The sequence below is a fragment of the Mesorhizobium sp. C268A genome (assembly GCF_040324475.1).
Classification (GTDB): domain Bacteria; phylum Pseudomonadota; class Alphaproteobacteria; order Rhizobiales; family Rhizobiaceae; genus Mesorhizobium.
The window spans coordinates 601357-619556 of the sequence record NZ_JAMYVX010000003.1 but is presented as its reverse complement, the minus strand read 5'-3'; the positions used below and the strand labels follow the sequence as shown (position 1 = coordinate 619556).

At 63.1% G+C, this 18200-nt stretch carries 17 protein-coding genes; all 17 read left to right on the top strand.

The annotated features are described in order from the left end of the window. The first annotated feature begins 27 nt into the window (after positions 1-27). The 17 genes from NKL06_RS29855 (at position 28) to NKL06_RS29775 (ending at position 18009) form a co-directional block, all read left to right on the top strand. Complete coding sequence (locus NKL06_RS29855) at positions 28-720, top strand: helix-hairpin-helix domain-containing protein (RefSeq protein WP_023690305.1); 693 nt, start codon at positions 28-30, stop codon at positions 718-720. 11 nt (positions 721-731) lie between these two features. Continuing rightward, complete coding sequence (locus NKL06_RS29850; RefSeq protein ID WP_023690954.1) at positions 732-1013, top strand: pentapeptide repeat-containing protein; 282 nt, start codon at positions 732-734, stop codon at positions 1011-1013. Beyond that, complete coding sequence (gene nuoG, locus NKL06_RS29845; RefSeq protein ID WP_023690955.1) at positions 1013-3094, top strand: NADH-quinone oxidoreductase subunit NuoG; 2082 nt, start codon at positions 1013-1015, stop codon at positions 3092-3094. The genes NKL06_RS29850 and nuoG overlap by 1 nt, the downstream gene beginning before the upstream one ends. A gap of 2 nt (positions 3095-3096) precedes the next feature. Beyond that, positions 3097-4140, top strand: coding sequence for an NADH-quinone oxidoreductase subunit NuoH (gene nuoH, locus NKL06_RS29840; RefSeq protein ID WP_023685202.1), 1044 nt, complete (start codon positions 3097-3099; stop codon positions 4138-4140). Next, a complete protein-coding gene (nuoI, locus tag NKL06_RS29835) occupies positions 4140-4631 on the top strand; it encodes an NADH-quinone oxidoreductase subunit NuoI (protein WP_023690956.1) in 492 nt (163 codons plus the stop codon). The genes nuoH and nuoI overlap by 1 nt, the downstream gene beginning before the upstream one ends. Before the next feature lie 123 nt (positions 4632-4754). Further along, positions 4755-5375 carry an NADH-quinone oxidoreductase subunit J gene (locus NKL06_RS29830; RefSeq protein WP_023690957.1) on the top strand — a complete coding sequence of 207 codons (621 nt, stop codon included), beginning with the start codon at positions 4755-4757 and terminating at the stop codon, positions 5373-5375. 1 nt (position 5376) lies between these two features. Next, entirely contained in the window at positions 5377-5685 is a 309-nt protein-coding gene (nuoK, locus tag NKL06_RS29825; protein WP_023670810.1) for an NADH-quinone oxidoreductase subunit NuoK, read from the top strand. A 10-nt stretch (positions 5686-5695) separates the two neighbouring features. Further along, positions 5696-7669, top strand: coding sequence for an NADH-quinone oxidoreductase subunit L (nuoL, locus tag NKL06_RS29820; RefSeq protein ID WP_023690958.1), 1974 nt, complete (start codon positions 5696-5698; stop codon positions 7667-7669). Further along, a complete protein-coding gene (locus NKL06_RS29815; RefSeq protein ID WP_023690959.1) occupies positions 7669-9174 on the top strand; it encodes an NADH-quinone oxidoreductase subunit M in 1506 nt (501 codons plus the stop codon). The genes nuoL and NKL06_RS29815 overlap by 1 nt, the downstream gene beginning before the upstream one ends. Positions 9175-9192: 18 nt before the next feature. Further along, positions 9193-10629: an NADH-quinone oxidoreductase subunit NuoN gene (gene nuoN / locus NKL06_RS29810; RefSeq protein WP_023690960.1), complete on the top strand. Its 1437-nt coding sequence runs from the start codon at positions 9193-9195 to the stop codon at positions 10627-10629. Between the two features lie 4 nt (positions 10630-10633). Further along, on the top strand, positions 10634-11455 hold the full coding sequence (locus NKL06_RS29805) for a biotin--[acetyl-CoA-carboxylase] ligase (protein ID WP_023670806.1): 822 nt from the start codon (positions 10634-10636) through the stop codon (positions 11453-11455). Between the two features lie 32 nt (positions 11456-11487). Beyond that, on the top strand, positions 11488-13161 hold the full coding sequence (locus NKL06_RS29800) for a ribonuclease J (RefSeq protein ID WP_023670805.1): 1674 nt from the start codon (positions 11488-11490) through the stop codon (positions 13159-13161). Between the two features lie 97 nt (positions 13162-13258). Then, positions 13259-13663 carry a methylmalonyl-CoA epimerase gene (gene mce / locus NKL06_RS29795; RefSeq protein ID WP_023690961.1) on the top strand — a complete coding sequence of 135 codons (405 nt, stop codon included), beginning with the start codon at positions 13259-13261 and terminating at the stop codon, positions 13661-13663. Further along, positions 13660-13944 (top strand): DUF1467 family protein, encoded by a 285-nt coding sequence (locus NKL06_RS29790; protein ID WP_023690962.1) that lies wholly within the window; start codon positions 13660-13662, stop codon positions 13942-13944. The genes mce and NKL06_RS29790 overlap by 4 nt, the downstream gene beginning before the upstream one ends. Before the next feature lie 728 nt (positions 13945-14672). Then, entirely contained in the window at positions 14673-16001 is a 1329-nt protein-coding gene (gene proS / locus NKL06_RS29785) for a proline--tRNA ligase (protein WP_023690964.1), read from the top strand. Continuing rightward, positions 15998-17329, top strand: coding sequence for a lipoprotein-releasing ABC transporter permease subunit (locus NKL06_RS29780; RefSeq protein ID WP_023690965.1), 1332 nt, complete (start codon positions 15998-16000; stop codon positions 17327-17329). Before proS ends, NKL06_RS29780 begins: the two co-directional genes overlap by 4 nt. Further along, positions 17326-18009: an ABC transporter ATP-binding protein gene (locus NKL06_RS29775; protein WP_023690966.1), complete on the top strand. Its 684-nt coding sequence runs from the start codon at positions 17326-17328 to the stop codon at positions 18007-18009. The genes NKL06_RS29780 and NKL06_RS29775 overlap by 4 nt, the downstream gene beginning before the upstream one ends. Positions 18010-18200: the final 191 nt, after the last annotated feature.

Genomic DNA, 18200 nt, shown 5'->3' with positions numbered 1-18200 from the left:
TGACGAAGAAACGACCAGGAGATGTCTATGGCGCCCTATTCGAACCCTTTGATGCCCAATTTGGACCAGCTTGAGAAGATGAACCAGGATTTGACAAGGATGATGCCGAAGGAGATGGCCAGCGCCGTCAACCTTCTCGCGCATCCTGTCGCTGGTGCCGCCGCGATGTCGGCGCTGGGCTTCGGCCTTGCCAACCATGCATTTGGCGTGTGGCTCGGCGCCTTGTCGGGTGCTGCCGAGGCATCGCAGCGGATTTTCCAGCCGATCATCGACGATTTCGAGCAGCGCACCCAAGAGTTCTCCGAGACCGCGCCGGCCACCAAGGCGCGCGCGGCGACCAGAACCCTGATCGCCGAGGCGCAGAGTTTTGCCCAGGATGTGACCGATATTGCCGCTCGCACCGTCGATGCCGAGCCGGAGAAGACCGATGCCGTCGCCGAAGGCGCGACGATCGGATTGATGCCGGAGGATTTCAGACAGCCCAAGGCCGTGGCTCGTCCGGCCAAGCCGTCGGATCTCAAGGCGATCACCGGCGTTGGACCGAAGCTGGAAAAAGTGCTGAACGGCCTCGGCATCTGGACCTTTGCCCAGATCGCGGCGTGGACGCCGGAAGAGATCGCCTGGGTCGAGGACTACCTGTCGCTCACCGGCCGAATCGGCCGCGACGAGTGGACCCGCCAGGCCGCGGCGCTGACGCTGGCCGCCAAGGCGAAGAAGTAGGGGTGGCAGGCATGGAGATCCACGACAGGAGCGATGTTCTCGATGTGCGCAATGCCATCGTCAGCAACTCCAGATTTGACGATGTGAACTTGTCGAACACGCAGTTTCACAACGTCGACCTGTCGGCGGCCGTTGTGGACGACGCGAACCTCTCGGACGCGTTTTTCAGCAATGTGAATATGAGCAATTTGAAGATAGAAAACGCTGAAGTCGCCGGCATGATGATCAATGGCATCAGGCTGAGCGATCTGTTTCAGGCATATGAGACGGCGCAGACCGCCGGGGGCAATTGATGGCAAAGCTCAAGGTCGACGGGAAAGAGATCACTGTACCCGACCACTACACGCTGCTGCAGGCGGCCGAGGACGCCGGCGCGGAAGTGCCGCGCTTCTGCTTCCATGAGCGGCTGTCGATCGCCGGCAATTGCCGCATGTGCCTGATCGAGGTGAAGGGCGGGCCGCCGAAGCCGCAGGCCTCCTGCGCCATGAATGTGCGCGACCTGCGTCCGGGTCCGAATGGCGAGGCGCCTGAAATCTTCACCAACACGCCGATGGTCAAGAAGGCCCGCGAAGGCGTGATGGAATTCCTTTTGATCAACCATCCGCTGGATTGCCCGATCTGCGACCAGGGCGGCGAATGCGACCTGCAAGACCAGGCGATGGCCTTCGGCGTCGATTCCTCGCGCTATCACGAGAACAAGCGCGCGGTCGAAGACAAGTATATCGGCCCACTGGTCAAGACGGTTATGAACCGCTGCATCCACTGCACGCGCTGCGTTCGCTTCACCACGGAAGTTGCGGGCATTTCCGAGCTTGGCCTGATCGGCCGCGGCGAGGATGCCGAGATCACCACCTATCTCGAAAGCGCCATGACCTCGGAGCTGCAGGGCAATGTCATCGACCTCTGCCCGGTCGGCGCGCTGACGTCGAAGCCGTTCGCCTTCCAGGCGCGGCCGTGGGAGCTGACCAAGACAGAATCCATCGACGTCATGGACGCCGTCGGCTCGGCAATCCGCGTCGACAGCCGTGGCCGCGAGGTGATGCGCATCCTGCCGCGCGTCAATGAAGCGGTGAACGAGGAGTGGATTTCCGACAAGACCCGCTTCATCTGGGACGGATTGCGCACGCAGCGCCTCGACCGCCCCTATGTCCGCAAGGACGGAAAGCTGGCGCCGGCCAGCTGGGCCGAAGCGTTCGTTGCGATCAGGGATGCGGTGTCGAATGCGGCGCCCGAGAAAATCGGCGCGATTGCGGGCGATCTTGCCGCCGTCGAGGAAATCTACGCGCTTAAGCAGCTTATGGCTGCGTTGGGCTCGAAGAACACCGATTGCCGCCAGGACGGCGCCGCACTCGATCCCGCGCTCGGCCGCGCCAGCTACATCTTCAACCCCACCATCGAGGGCATCGAGCAGGCCGACGCGGTGCTGATCATCGGCGGCAATCCGCGCTTCGAGGCCTCGGTGCTCAATGCCCGCATCCGCAAGCGCTGGCGGATCGGCAATCTGCCGGTCGGCGTCATCGGCGAGGTCGGCGACACGCGTTACGACTACGAACAGCTCGGCGCCGGTCCGGAGTCGCTGAAAGACCTGGCCGACGGCAATGGCAAGTTCTTCCAGGTGCTGAAGAAGGCGACGCATCCGCTGATCATCGTCGGCCAGGGCGCGCTGTCGCGTGCCGACGGCGCGGCGGTGCTCGGCCAGGCGGCGAAACTCGCCACCGCCGTCAACGCTGCCCGCGCCGACTGGAACGGCTTTGCCGTGCTGCACACTGCAGCCGCGCGCGTCGGCGGTCTCGATGTCGGCTTCGTGCCTGGCAGGGGCGGCAAGAACGTTGCCGGCATGCTGGGTGAGAGCGAGGTTCTGTTCCTGCTCGGCGCCGACGAGATCGACATGTCGAAGACCGGCGGCGCCTTCGTCGTCTATGTCGGAACGCATGGCGACGCCGGTGCGCACCGCGCCAATGTCATCCTGCCGGGAGCCGCCTACACCGAAAAGTCCGGCACCTATGTCAACACCGAGGGACGCGTGCAGCAGACCAACCGCGCGGGCTTCGCGCCGGGCGACGCGCGCGAAGACTGGGCGATCCTGAGGGCATTGTCCGATGTGCTGGGCAAGAAACTACCCTTCGATTCGCTGCAGCAGTTGCGCGCCAAACTCTATGGCGAATACCCGCATCTCGCCCGCATCGATCATGTCGAAGCCGGCAATGCCGATGACGTCGCTAGGGTGGCGAAGCTCGGCGGGCGGCTGAACAAGGGCACTTTCACCTCGCCGGTCACGGATTTCTATCTGACCAACCCGATCGCGCGGGCCTCCGCCGTCATGGCGGAATGCTCGGCGCTGGCGAAAAACGGCTTCAGGCAGGCGGCAGAGTAGACATGGACACCTTCTTCTCCTTCTACGTGCTGCCGACGCTGATCATCCTTTTAAAGTCGGTCGTGCTGATCGTCGTTTTGCTGATCGGGGTTGCCTACCTGCTTTACGCCGACCGCAAGATCTGGGCGGCGGTGCAATTGCGCCGCGGCCCGAACGTCGTCGGCCCGTGGGGCACGCTGCAGGCTTTCGCCGATCTGCTAAAATTCGTCTTCAAGGAACCGGTCATTCCGTCCGGCGCCAACAAGGGCGTGTTCCTGCTGGCGCCGCTGGTGTCGGCCGTGCTGGCAATCTCGGCCTGGGCGGTCATTCCCGTCAATGCCGGCTGGGGGATCGCCAACGTCAATGTCGGCATCCTCTACGTCTTCGCCATCTCCTCGCTCGAGGTCTATGGCGTGATCATGGGCGGCTGGGCGTCCAACTCCAAATACCCGTTCCTCGGCGCGCTGCGCTCGGCGGCGCAGATGGTGTCCTACGAAGTCTCGATCGGCTTCGTCATCGTCACCGTGCTGCTCTGCGTCGGCTCGCTCAACCTGTCGGACATCGTGCTGTCGCAGCAGGATGGGCTGGGCACCAAGCTTGGCCTGCCCAACAGCTTCCTCGACTGGCACTGGCTGGCGCTGTTCCCGATGTTCGTCATTTTCTTCATCTCGGCGCTGGCCGAGACCAACCGCCCGCCCTTCGACCTGGTGGAAGCCGAGTCCGAATTGGTCGCCGGCCATATGGTCGAATATTCGTCGACGCCGTTCCTGTTGTTCTTCCTCGGCGAATACGTCGCCGTGGTGATGATGTGCGCGCTAGCCACCATCCTGTTCCTCGGCGGCTGGCTGCCGCCCTTCGACTTCGCCCCCTTCACCTGGGTGCCCGGCGTGATCTGGTTCGTGCTCAAGATCTGCCTGATGTTCTTCATGTTCTCCATGGTGAAGGCCTTCGTGCCGCGCTACCGATACGACCAGCTGATGCGGCTCGGCTGGAAAGTGTTTTTGCCGATCTCGCTGTTCATGGTCGTTGCCACCGCGGCCTTCCTCAAGATCACGGGGTTTGCGTGATGTCCGCTCTTGGCCAGGCCGCCAAATCGCTGCTGCTGCAGGATTTCGTCAGCGCCTTCTTCCTGTCGATGCGCCAGTTCTTCGCGCCGAAGGAGACGATCAACTATCCGCACGAAAAGGGGCCGACCAGCCCGCGCTTCCGTGGCGAGCACGCGCTGCGCCGCTATCCCAATGGCGAGGAACGCTGCATCGCCTGCAAATTGTGCGAAGCGATCTGTCCGGCGCAGGCGATCACCATCGAGGCCGGCCCGCGCCGCAATGACGGCACGCGCCGCACCGTGCGCTACGACATCGACATGGTGAAGTGCATCTATTGCGGCTTCTGCCAGGAAGCCTGCCCGGTCGACGCCATCGTCGAGGGGCCGAATTTCGAGTTCGCGACGGAGACGCGCGAAGAGCTTTACTACGACAAGGACAGGCTGCTGGCGAATGGCGACCGCTGGGAGCGCGAACTGGCGCGCAACATCTCGCTGGACTCGCCCTACCGCTGACATTTGACGCATGGACGGGGCGAGGGGCCTCGTCTAAGGACAACGCAACTTGCCGGCCGGAGGCGGTCGCAGAAATCAAACAGGACGGATGTCCTGTTTGGACAGGAACCCGGGGGATCCCCAATGCTGAGTGGACTAGAGGCGGCCTTTTTCTACCTCTTCGCCTTTGTCGCGGTGGCGTCGGCCTTCATGGTCATTTCGTCGCGCAACCCCGTGCATTCCGTGCTGTTCCTGATCCTGACCTTCTTCAACGCCGCCGGCCTGTTCATGCTGACCGGCGCCGAGTTCCTGGCGATGATCCTGCTCGTCGTCTATGTCGGCGCGGTCATGGTGCTGTTCCTGTTCGTCGTCATGATGCTCGATGTCGACTTCGCCGAGATGAAGGAAGGCGCCCTGCAATATGCGCCGATCGGCGCGCTGGTCGGGCTGATCCTGGCGGCCGAGCTGATCGTGGTGCTCGGCGGCTACACCTTCGCGCCGCAACTGGCCTCGACGGTCTCCAAACCCATCCCGGATCTTGCCGCGCGGACAAACACCGCAGCACTCGGCGACATCCTCTATACGGACTACCTCTACTACTTCCAGATTTCGGGCCTCATCCTGCTGGTCGCCATGATCGGCGCCATCGTCCTGACGCTGCGCCACAAGGAAGGGGTCAAGCGGCAGTCGATCGCCGCCCAGGTCGGCCGCACGCCGGCGACAGGCATGGAAATCCGCAAGGTCAAGTCGGGCGAGGGGCTCTGAGATGGTCGTCGGCATCGCACATTACCTGACCGTATCGGCGATCCTGTTCACGCTCGGCGTGTTCGGCATCTTCCTGAACCGCAGGAACATCATCGTCATCCTGATGTCGATCGAGCTGATCCTTTTGGCGGTCAACATCAATTTCGTCGCCTTCTCGGCGGCATTGGGCGATCTCGTCGGCCAGGTGTTTGCCCTGTTCGTGCTGACGGTCGCGGCCGCCGAAGCGGCCATCGGTCTTGCCATTCTCGTCGTCTTCTTCCGCAACCGCGGCTCGATCGCGGTCGAAGACGTGAACCAGATGAAGGGTTGACGGGGCTAACATGTATCAAGCGATCGTCTTCCTTCCGCTGCTCGGCTTCCTGATCGTCGGCCTGTTCGGCAATGCGCTCGGCGCCAAGGCATCGGAATATATCACCTCGGGCTTCCTGGTGATCTCGGCCGTGCTGTCCTGGGTCGCCTTCTTCTACGTCGGCTTCGGCGAAGGCGAGGTGTTCACCGTGCCGGTACTGCGCTGGATCCAATCCGGCGGCTTGGACGCGTCCTGGGCGCTCAGGATCGATACGCTGACGGTGGTCATGCTGGTGGTGGTCAACACGGTGTCGGCGCTGGTCCACATCTATTCGATCGGCTACATGCACCACGATCCGAACCGGCCGCGCTTCTTCGCCTATCTGTCGCTGTTCACCTTCGCCATGCTGATGCTGGTGACGGCGGACAATCTGGTGCAGATGTTCTTCGGCTGGGAAGGGGTGGGTCTCGCGTCCTATTTGCTGATCGGCTTCTGGTACAAGAAGCCGTCGGCCAATGCCGCTGCCATCAAGGCCTTCGTCGTCAACCGCGTCGGCGATTTCGGCTTCGCGCTCGGCATTTTCGGCGTCTTCGTTTTGTTCGGCTCGGTCAATCTCGGCACCATCTTCGCCAATGCCGCGACGTTCATTCCGGCTGAAGGCGCGCCGCAAGGGGCCGCCGTGCTGACCTTCCTCGGCTATGCGCTGGACAAGCAGGCGGCCATGACCATCGTCTGCCTGCTGCTGTTCATGGGCGCCATGGGCAAGTCGGCGCAGGTGCCGCTGCACACCTGGCTGCCGGACGCGATGGAAGGCCCGACGCCGGTTTCCGCGCTGATCCATGCCGCCACCATGGTGACGGCCGGCGTGTTCATGCTGGCGCGGCTGTCGCCGCTCTTCGAACTGTCGCATTCGGCGCTCACGGTGGTGACCTTCATCGGCGCCTTCACCGCCTTCTTCGCGGCGACCGTCGGCCTGGTTCAGAACGACATCAAGCGCGTCATCGCCTATTCGACCTGCTCGCAGCTCGGCTACATGTTCGTCGCGCTCGGCGTCGGCGCCTATGGCGCGGCGATCTTCCATTTGTTCACGCATGCCTTCTTCAAGGCGCTGCTGTTCCTGGGCTCCGGCTCGGTCATCCATGCCGTCTCCGACGAGCAGGACATGCGCAAGATGGGTGGCCTGCGGAAGCTCATTCCGAAGACCTACTGGATGATGGTGATCGGCACGCTGGCGCTGACCGGTGTCGGCATTCCGGTGACCGTCATCGGCACCGCCGGCTTCTTCTCCAAGGATGCCATCATCGAGGCTGCCTTTGCCGGCCACAATTCGGTCGCCGGCCTCGCTTTTGTCCTGCTGGTCATCGCCGCCTGCTTCACCTCCTTCTACTCCTGGCGGCTGATCTTCATGACCTTCCACGGCGAGCCGCGGGCGAGCCACGACGTCATGCACCATGTCCATGAATCGCCGCCGGTGATGCTGGTGCCGCTGTTCATCCTGGCCGCGGGCGCGCTGTTTGCCGGCGTTATCTTCCATGGTGCCTTCATCGGCGAAGGCTATACCGAATTCTGGAAGGCCTCGCTGTTCACGCTGCCGGACAACCACATCCTGCACGATATCCACGAATTGCCGCTGTGGGTCGAGCTGGCACCGTTCGTCGCCATGGTCATCGGCTTTGCAGTCGCCTGGAAGTTCTACATCCGCTCGCCGGAACTGCCCCTGAGTGTCGCCGCCAACCATCGGCTGCTCTATGCCTTCCTGCTCAACAAATGGTACTTCGACGAGCTCTACGACGTCCTGTTCGTGCGGCCGGCAAAGGCGCTGGGCAGGTTCTTGTGGAAGACCGGCGACGGCACCATCATCGACGGGCTCGGTCCTGACGGCATTTCGGCGCGCGTCGTCGACGTCACCGACCGCGTCGTCAAGCTGCAGACCGGCTATCTCTATCACTATGCCTTCGCCATGCTGATCGGCGTGGCCGCACTCGTCACCTGGATGATGCTCTGATGACCGCCTGGCCAATCCTCTCGCTGGTCACCTTCCTGCCGCTCGTAGGTGTGCTGATGATCCTGTTCATCAGGGATGACAGCCCGAATGCGCGTCGCAACATCCGCGCCATCGCGTTCACGACGACAGCGGCCACCTTCATCATCTCGCTGTTCATCTGGACCGGCTTCGACAATTCGCAAGCCGGCTTCCAGTTCGTCGAGAAGTTTGCCTGGTTGGATTCCGGCATCTCCTACCATATGGGCGTCGACGGCATTTCGATGCTGTTCGTCATCCTGACGACGTTCCTGATGCCGCTCTGCATCCTGGCGTCGTGGGAAGCGATCGACAAGCGGGTCAAGGCCTACATGATCGCCTTCCTGCTCTTGGAAACGCTGATGATCGGCGTGTTCTGCGCGCTCGACATCGTGCTGTTCTACGTCTTCTTCGAGGCCGGCCTGATCCCGATGTTCATCATCATCGGCGTCTGGGGCGGCAAGCGCCGCGTCTATGCCTCGTTCAAGTTCTTCCTCTACACGCTGGCCGGCTCGGTGCTGATGCTGCTCGCCATCATGGCGATGTTCTTCCAGGCGGGCACCACCGACATCCCGACGCTGCTGACCCACAACTTCCCGGCCCACATGCAGACATGGCTATTTCTGGCCTTCTTCGCCTCCTTCGCGGTGAAGATGCCGATGTGGCCGGTGCACACCTGGCTGCCCGACGCCCACGTCGAAGCGCCGACGGCGGGCTCGGTGATCCTGGCCGGCATCCTGTTGAAAATGGGCGGGTACGGCTTCCTGCGCTTTTCCCTGCCGATGTTCCCGCTGGCCTCGGAAATGTTCGCGCCGCTGGTGTTTACGCTGTCGGTCGTCGCCATCATCTACACCTCGCTGGTGGCGCTGATGCAGGAGGACATGAAGAAGCTGATCGCCTATTCCTCCGTCGCCCATATGGGCTTCGTCACCATGGGCATCTTCGCCATGAACCAGGAAGGCGTGCAGGGCGCGATCTTCCAGATGCTGAGCCACGGCCTCGTCTCGGGCGCGCTGTTCCTGTGCGTCGGCGTCATTTACGACCGCATGCACACGCGCGAGATCGACGCTTATGGTGGCTTGGTCAACAACATGCCGAAATACGCCACGGTGTTCCTGATCTTCACCATGGCCAATGTCGGCTTGCCGGGCACGTCAGGTTTCGTTGGCGAGTTCCTGACCATGCTCGGCGTGTTCCGGGTCAACACCTGGGTGGCGTTCTTCGCCGCCACCGGCGTCATCCTGTCGGCCGCCTACGCACTCTGGCTCTACCGCCGGGTGATCTTCGGCGCGCTGACCAAGGAAAGCCTGAAGGGCCTGCTCGATCTGTCGACGCGCGAGAAGGCGATCATCTACCCGCTGGTCGTGCTGGTCATCTTCTTCGGCGTCTATCCCGCTCCCGTCTTCGATGCCACGGCCCAGTCGGTCAAGGCGCTCGTCACCAATGTCACCGCATCCATCGGCGCCGCGCAGACCGCGGCGGCGAACTGACCAGAGGTTTTGCGAACCATGACGCCGGACCTTTATTCCAGCCTTTCGCTCTCGACGCCGGAGCTGATCCTCGCCATCGGCGCGCTGGCGCTGTTGATGGTCGGCGCCTATTCGCGCGCCAACAAGGCCATTCTGGTGACCGGCCTTGCCGTCGCCGTGCTGGTGATCGCAGGCCTATGGCTGATCTTTCCCACGGGGCAGGGCGCAGCCTATGGCAACGCCTTCATCCAGGATCCGTTCTCCCGCTTCATGAAGGTGCTGTCGCTGATCGGTTCGGCGGTGACGCTGGTGATGTCGATGCGCTTCGCCAGGCAGGAGCATTTCGACAAGTTCGAATACCCGGTGCTGATCCTGCTCTGCACGCTCGGCATGATGCTGATGATCTCGGCCAACGGCATGATCGGGCTCTATCTCGGCCTCGAGCTGCAGTCGCTGGCGATTTACGTGCTGGCGGCGATCAATCGCGACAATCTGCGTTCGACCGAGGCCGGTTTGAAGTATTTTGTGCTTGGCGCGCTGTCGTCGGGCATGCTGCTTTACGGCATCAGCCTCATTTACGGCTACACCGGCAATGTCGGCTTCCAGGAAATCGCCTCGGCGCTCGGCAGGGGCGAGCGCCAGTTGGGTCTCGTCGTCGGCCTGGTCTTCGTTTTGGCCGGCCTTGCCTTCAAGATTTCGGCGGTGCCGTTCCACATGTGGACGCCTGATGTCTACGAGGGCGCGCCGACGCCGGTCACCGCCTTCCTGGCGGCTGCCCCCAAAATGGCGGCAATGGCGCTGATCGTGCGCGTCACCATGGGCGCCTTCAAGCCGATCGCTTCCGACTGGCAGCAGATCATCGTCTTCATCTCGATCGCCTCGATGGCGCTCGGCTCCTTTGCCGCAATCGGCCAGACCAACATCAAGCGGCTGATGGCCTACTCCTCGATCGGCCATATGGGCTACGCACTGGTCGGCCTTGCCGCCAACAGCCAGGCCGGCGTGCGCGGCGTCGCCATCTACATGCTGATCTATCTCGTCATGACGCTCGGCACCTTCGCCTTCATCCTCGCCATGCGGCGCAAGGAAGGCAATGTCGAGCAGATCAGCGATCTCGCCGGTCTGTCGTCGACCAATCCGATCATGGCGACGATCCTGACCATCTTGATGTTCTCGCTGGCCGGCATCCCGCCGCTCGCCGGCTTCTGGGGGAAATGGTACGTGTTCCTCGCCGCCATCAACGCCAACCTCTATGCGCTGGCGATCATCGGCGTGCTGGCCTCCGTCGTGGGCGCTTTCTACTATCTGCGTATCATCAAGATCATGTGGTTCGACGAACCGGCCGGTGGCTTCGTGCCGATGGCGGTTGAGCTGCGCCTCGTGCTTGGTGTCTCCGGCGCTTTCGTGCTGTTCTATGTGCTGATCGGCGGTCCGATCGCGACCTACGCCGAAGCCGCCGCCAAGACATTTTTCTGACCGGATGGCATTTCGGCTGGCTCCAACCTCTGAGACGGAAGGGTTCCGGCTCGAGGCGCATGACAGCGTGGGTTCCACCAACACGCTGGCGCTGGACCATGCAAGGGCAGGCGATCCCGGCAAATTGTGGGTCGTTTCCAAGAAGCAGGAAAGCGGCCGTGGCCGCCGCGGCAGGGCCTGGGTATCGCCCGAGGGCAATCTGGCGGCGACATTGCTGGTCATCACCGGCGGTGAGTTGCGTCTGGCGGCGACGCTGGGCTTCGTCGCCGGCCTGTCGCTGGCCGATGCGCTTGACGCCGTGGTGCCGAAGGGCAGGATCGCCATCGGCCTCGACGGCGCCAGCCAAGGGCAGAACCGCTTCGAGCTGAAATGGCCGAACGATGTGCTTGCCTCCGGCGCCAAATTGGCCGGCATCCTGCTGGAATCGGCCATTCTCGATGGCGGCCGTTTCGCGGTGGCGGTGGGCATCGGCGTCAATGTGGTGGCGCATCCGCCGGATTTGCCGTATCCGGCGACATCGCTTCAGGCGCTGGGCGCGACATGCGACGCCGAAACGCTGTTTTTGGCGCTGTCCGATGCCTGGACCGACAATGCCCGGCTGTGGGATGACGGACGCGGGCTCGACGCCATCCGGCGTCGCTGGCTGGCGCGCGCGGCGGGGCTTGGCGGCGAGGTTGCTGTCAGGATTGACGGGAATGTGGTGCGCGGTACCTTCGAGACCATTGACGCGGACTGCCGTTTCGTGATCCGCGATGATGAGGGGTCGGTCGTGACGGTAGCCGCCGGCGACGTGCATTTCGGCGCCGTCGCGTCGGCAAAGATTTAGGGCTGGCCGCAAGGGCCGGGAAGGGAAAATTGATGGCGAAAGCGCAAAACGCCGAACTCGTCTTCGTGCCGCTCGGCGGCGTCGGCGAGATCGGCATGAACTTCGCCCTTTACGGCTATGGGCCGCCTAGCGCGCGCGAGTGGATCGTCGTCGATGTCGGCGTGACCTTTCCCGACGCGGCGCATCCGGGCGTCGACCTGATCCTGCCCGATACGCGCTTCATCGAGGAGAACCTCGCCGGCCTGCGCGGCATCATCATCACCCACGCGCACGAAGACCATTACGGGGCGCTGCTCGACATCTGGCCGAAGCTGAAGGCGCCGGTGTGGATGACACCGTTCAGCGCCGGCCTGCTGGACGCCAAGCGCCAGGGCGAGCAGGGCGCGCCGAAGAAAATTCCGGTGACGATCTACCGGGCAGGCGAAACATTCACCGTCGGCCCGTTCTCGATCGAGGCCATTCCGGTGGCGCACTCGATCCCCGAGCCGATGTCATTGGCGATTACGTCCCCGGCCGGCACCGTCATCCATACCGGCGACTGGAAGATCGATCCGGAACCGACGATCGGTCCGAAAACCGACGAGGCGCGGTTTCGCGCCTATGGCGACAAGGGTGTGCTGGCGCTGGTCTGCGATTCGACCAATGCGCTGCGCGAAGGCGAATCGCCGTCGGAAGTGGCGGTGGGCGAAGGCCTCAGGGGCGTCATCCAGAGCGCCGTCGGCCGTGTCGCCGTCACCACCTTCTCCTCCAATGTCGGACGCATCGTTTCGATCGCCAAGGCGGCGCGCGATGCCGGCCGCCAGTGCCTGGTGCTCGGCCGCTCGCTGAGGCGGGTCATCGATGTCGCCGGCGAGCTCGGCTACATGGACGGGCTGCCGGAGTTCATCGCCGAAGAGGATTTCGGCTTCATCCCGCGCGAGAACCTGGTCATCATCTGCACCGGCAGCCAGGGCGAGGCGCTGGCAGCGCTGGCAAAACTGTCGCGCGACGAGATGAAATCGGTGTCGCTGACGGCCGGCGACACGGTGGTGTTTTCCTCACGCACCATTCCCGGCAACGAGAAGGCGATCCTCGAGATCAAGAACCGCCTCATCGACCTCGGCATCAAGATCATCGAGGATGGCGACGCGCTTGTGCATGTCTCCGGCCATCCCCGCCGCAGCGAATTGCGCAGGATGTATGAGTGGGTGCGGCCGCAGATCGGCGTTCCCGTGCATGGCGAAGCCGCGCATCTGGTGGCGCAGGGGTCGCTGATGTCGACCTCCGGCATCGGCCAGGTGGCGCAGGTGCGCGACGGCGACATGCTGCGGCTGGCGCCGGGTCCGGCCACGATCATCGACCAGGTGCCGTTCGGCCGCATCTACAAGGACGGCAGGCTGATCGGCACCGACCAGGCGATGGGCATACGCGACCGGCGCAAGCTATCCTTCGCCGGCCATGTCGCGGTCAATGTCGTGCTCGACGACAAATATGAGCTCGCCGGCGATCCCGATCTGGTCGCCATCGGCGTCGCCGAGGCCGATGCCCGTGGCGAAAACATGGAAGATCTGATGCTCGACGCGGCCGTCGGCGCGGTCGACTCGATCCCTCGCCAGCGCCGCAAGGACCTCGATCTGGTGCAGGAAGCGGTGCGCCGCGCCGTGCGCGGCGCCGCCAACGAGGCCTGGGGCAAGAAGCCGCTGGTGACGGTGTTTGTGACGAGGTGAGGGAATAGGCAGTAGGCGGTAGGCAGTGGAGAAAAATGCAGATGTATCACTACTGCCTGCTGCCTATTCCCTACTCCCTTAACTTGTGGAGCACTTCATGCTGGGACGCCTGAACCATGTAGCACTTGCCGTACCGGACCTGGCCGCGGCGATTGCGGCCTATCGCGATACACTTGGCGCGCGGGTGACTGCGCCGCAGGCTTTGCCCGAGCATGGCGTGACGGTGGTGTTCGTCGATGTCGGCAACACCAAGATCGAACTCCTGGAGCCGCTGGGCGAACGGTCGCCGATCGCGGCCTTTCTGGCGAAGAACCCCTCGGGTGGCATGCATCATGTCTGCTACGAAGTCGACGACATCCTTGCCGCGCGCGATCACCTCAAAGCAAGCGGCGCCCGCGTGCTGGGCGACGGCAATCCCAAAACCGGCGCTCACGGCAAGCCGGTGCTGTTCCTGCATCCCAAGGATTTCTTCGGCACGCTGGTCGAACTGGAGCAGGCATGAGCTGGATTTCGTTTGCCGCGCTGTTCTTCATCACCTGGTGGCTGATGCTGTTCATCGTGCTGCCGTTCAGCGTCAAGACGCAGGATGACGATCAGGACGTGACGCTGGGCACTGTTGCGAGCGCGCCGCGCGGACCGCATATGCTGCGCGCCGTGATCCGCACCACCATCGTCACGGCTGTCGTCATGGGGGTTTTCTACAGCCTGACGCACGGGCTGGGTTACAGCCTCGACGAAGTCCCCCACATCATCCCCGAAGCCAGCCAGACACCGGCTAACTAACACTTTCCCGCTGACAGATCGGCTGGGATGTTTGTGCCTGTTTCGGAGCGCCAAACTCAGGTTTTGTCTCACCAGCCTGCGACGCGCAATCGGCGGTCAGGCATGGCCCACCCGCATTAGAATCACGCCTTGGTGTCAGGCTGACGCAAGCTCACGTGATTTGGGAACAGGTTGATCTAACCAGATGATCGGGCAAAAAAAATGCAAGGCACAAGGCCTTGCAATTTAAACGCGTTCCGATCTGTTTTCCGGTTTCCGGCGGCAGCGGGTAACCGCGCCTAGATCGCATCCTCCCAAGACTTTGACCGCGTAGGAGAGCAGATTTTTCTCCACCCTCTCGGTTATCGGGGCACACTAGCCTAACCCTGATGAAATTGTCACGCAGAATTTTGCCCGCAATCGGGCAATCTGTGCTGCAGTGCACAATAGTGCGGCAGGCTTTGCTTGCGAAACGAACAACACCGGGGCTGCCGCATTAATTGGGTCAGGTGTGCCGCGTCGCCCGGGCGCGCAAAGCGTGTGTGAGGACTTTGCAGTCAAGCGATCACTTTGCGTCAGAAGCATTATCGTTTTCGGTGCGAAGGTCTTTGGAAGAAGAATCGATTTTTGCGATTTCGGACCGATGCGGCCGGTCGGGTTTCCATTCCGTCACGAAATAGCTATGAAGCCGGGGCAAGCAAGCCAGCCGCGCCGATTCCGGCGCAGCCTCCTCTCTCACGGACCTGTCCATGCGTTTGTCGCAGTTTTTCCTGCCCATCCTGAAAGAAAATCCGCGCGAGGCCGAGATCGTCTCGCACCGGCTGATGCTGCGTGCCGGCATGATCCGCCAGCAGGGGCAGGGCAGCTTTTCCTGGCTGCCGCTGGGCAAGCTCGTGCTGGACAAGGTCTGCCGCATCATCCGCGAGGAGCAGAACCGCGCCGGCGCTCTGGAAATCCTGATGCCGACCATCCAGTCGGCCGAACTGTGGCGCGAAAGCGGCCGCTATGACGATTACGGCAAGGAGATGCTGCGCATCAAGGACCGGCAGGACCGCGACATGCTCTACGGTCCGACCAATGAGGAAGTGGTCACCGAGATCGTGCGCGCCTACGTCAAGTCCTACAAGGATTTGCCGCTCAACCTCTACCACATCCAGTGGAAGTTCCGCGACGAGGTGCGGCCGCGCTTCGGCGTCATGCGCTCGCGCGAATTTCTGATGAAGGACGCCTATTCCTTCGACCTCGATTTCGAGGGCGCGAAGGCCGCCTACAACCGCATGTTCGTATCCTATCTCAGGACGTTCACGCGCATGGGGCTGCAGGCCATTCCGATGCGGGCCGACACCGGGCCGATCGGCGGCGATCTCAGCCATGAATTCATCATCCTGGCCGACACCGGCGAGAGCCAGGTCTATTGCGACCGCGAATATCTGTCGCTGCAGGTGCCCGGCGAGAAAACCGACTTCGGCAATGACGGCGAGATCGCCGACATCGTCAAGACGTGGACGACGCCTTACGCCGCCACCGACGAGATGCATGACGAGGCGGCCTGGGACAAGCTTGGCGAAGCCGACCGGGTCTCGGCACGCGGTATCGAGGTCGGCCACATCTTCCATTTCGGCGACAAATATTCCAAGCCCATGGGCGCCAAGGTGACCGGGCCCGACGGCAAGGATCATTTCGTTTCCGGCGGCTCCTACGGTATCGGTCCGTCGCGGCTGGTGGCGGCGATCATCGAGGCCAGCCATGACGATAACGGCATCATCTGGCCGGAAGCGGTGACGCCGTTCGACATCGGCCTGATCAACATGAAGGCCGGCGACGCCGAGTGCGACCGCGTCTGCGGCGAGCTCTACGCCGCCTTCACCAGCGCCGGCAAGGATGTGCTTTACGACGACACCGACCAGCGGCCGGGCGGCAAGTTCGCCACCGCGGACCTGATCGGCCTGCCCTGGCAGGTGATCGTCGGGCCGCGCGGCGTGGCCGCCGGCGAGATCGAGATCAAGAACCGCCGGACCGGCGAGCGCGAGACGCTGCCGGTCGCGGAGGCCAGGAAACGCTTCGGTGCAACCGCATGAGCGAAGCCGCGGCAGCGAAGTCTTCGGTAGCCCAGTCTCCGGTTGGCAAGTCTCCGGTCGCCAAGTCTCCGGTCGCCGGCCCGTTCTCCATGTTCGAACGCATGGTCGCCTGGCGTTATTTGCGGTCGCGCCGCAAGGAGACGGTGATCTCGGTCATCGCCTCGATCTCCTTCCTCGGCATCATGCTGGGCGTCGCCACGCTGATCGTCGTCATGGCTGTCATGAACGGGTTTCGAGCCGAACTTCTGACCCGCATCCTCGGCGTCAACGGCCATCTGATCGTGCAGCCGCTGGATTCGCCGCTTGAGGACTATGCGCAGGTCGCCGCCCGCATCAACGGCGTGGCCGGCGTCAAATACGCGATACCGCTGATCGACGGCCAGGTGCTGGCGCAAGGCAATGTCGGCGGCGGCATGGGCGCGCTGGTGCGCGGTATCAGGGCCGAAGACCTCGGCAAGATCGCCATCGTCGCCCAGAACGTCAAGCAAGGCACGCTTGACGGCTTCGACTCCGGCGAGGGCGTCGCTATCGGCAAGCGCATGGCGGAGAATCTCGGCCTTGTGCTCGGCGACACCATCACGCTGATCTCGCCGGACGGCGATGTGACGCCCATGGGCACGACGCCGCGGCTGAAGGGCTACAAGGTGGCGGCGATCTTCGAGGTCGGCATGTCGGAGTATGACAGCTCCATCGTCTACATGCCGTTTTCCGAAGCGCAGCTCTATTTCAACATGGACGGCAGGGCGCAGACGATCGAGATCTATGTCGACAATCCCGATAATGTCGACGCGCTGAAACCGCTGGTCGATGCGGCGGCGCAACGGCCGATCGACATGGTCGACTGGCGCCAGCGCAACGAGACGTTCTTTTCAGCACTGCAGGTCGAGCGCAACGTCATGTTCATGATCCTGACGCTGATCGTGCTGGTGGCGGCGCTCAACATCATCTCCGGCCTGATCATGCTGGTGAAGGACAAGGGCCACGATATCGCCATCCTGCGCACAATGGGCGCCTCGCGCGGCGCCATCCTGCGCATCTTCCTGATGACGGGTGCTGCGATCGGCGTCACCGGCACGCTCGCCGGCGTGCTGCTCGGGGTTCTCATCTGCACGAACATCGAATCCATCCGCCAGTTCTTCTCCTGGATGACCGGCAAGGTGCTGTTCAATCCGGAGCTCTATTTCCTCAGCCAGCTGCCGGCAAAGATGGACCCGCGCGAGACCACCTACGTCATCCTGATGGCGCTCGGCCTGTCCTTCCTGGCAACCGTGTTTCCGGCATGGCGCGCCGCACGGCTCGATCCGGTCGAGGCCTTGAGATACGAATGAAGTCCGAGATCATTATCGAGCTGAAGAGCGTCGAGCGGCACTATGTCCAGGGGCCGCGCAAGCTCACCATTTTGAACGGCGCCGACTTTTCGCTGAAGCGCGGCGAGATGGTGGCGCTGGTGGCCCCGTCGGGCACCGGCAAGTCGACGCTGCTGCACACGGCGGGCCTGCTCGAGCGCCCCGATGCCGGTGACGTCATTCTGGCCGGCCGCGCCTGCGGACGGCTCTCCGACGACGAACGCACGGCAATCCGCCGCAACGATGTCGGCTTCGTCTATCAGTTCCATCATCTGCTGCCGGAGTTTTCGGCGCTCGAAAACATCATGATGCCGCAGCTGATCAAAGGGCTTTCGCGCAAGGAGTCGTCGGAGCGCGCAGCACAGCTGCTCGACTATATGCAGATCGGCAAGCGCGCTTCGCACCGGCCGTCGGAGCTGTCCGGCGGCGAACAGCAGCGCGTCGCCATCGCCCGTGCCGTCGCCAATGCGCCCTTGCTGCTTTTGGCCGACGAGCCGACCGGCAATCTCGACCCGGTCACCGCGTCCTATGTCTTCGAGGCGCTTGGCGCGCTGGTCAAGCAGTCCGGCCTTGCCGCGCTGATCGCCACCCACAATCACGAACTCGCCTCGCGCATGGACCGCCGGGTGACGTTGGCGGATGGCAAGGTCGTTCCGTTGTAGGCCCCAACTTCCTCATCCTAGGGTCTGCGCCGCGTCGCTGCGCTCCTTGCTCCGCCCTAGGATCACGAAGTGATTGGTGCGTGTCCCGATCGCAAAGGCATGCGATGCGCCCTGCGTCAGCACTGCCGTCACCCGTCAACCTTTCCTTAACCCTGCCCAAACCGGCTGTCAGGATTCGTCGGCATGCCGCT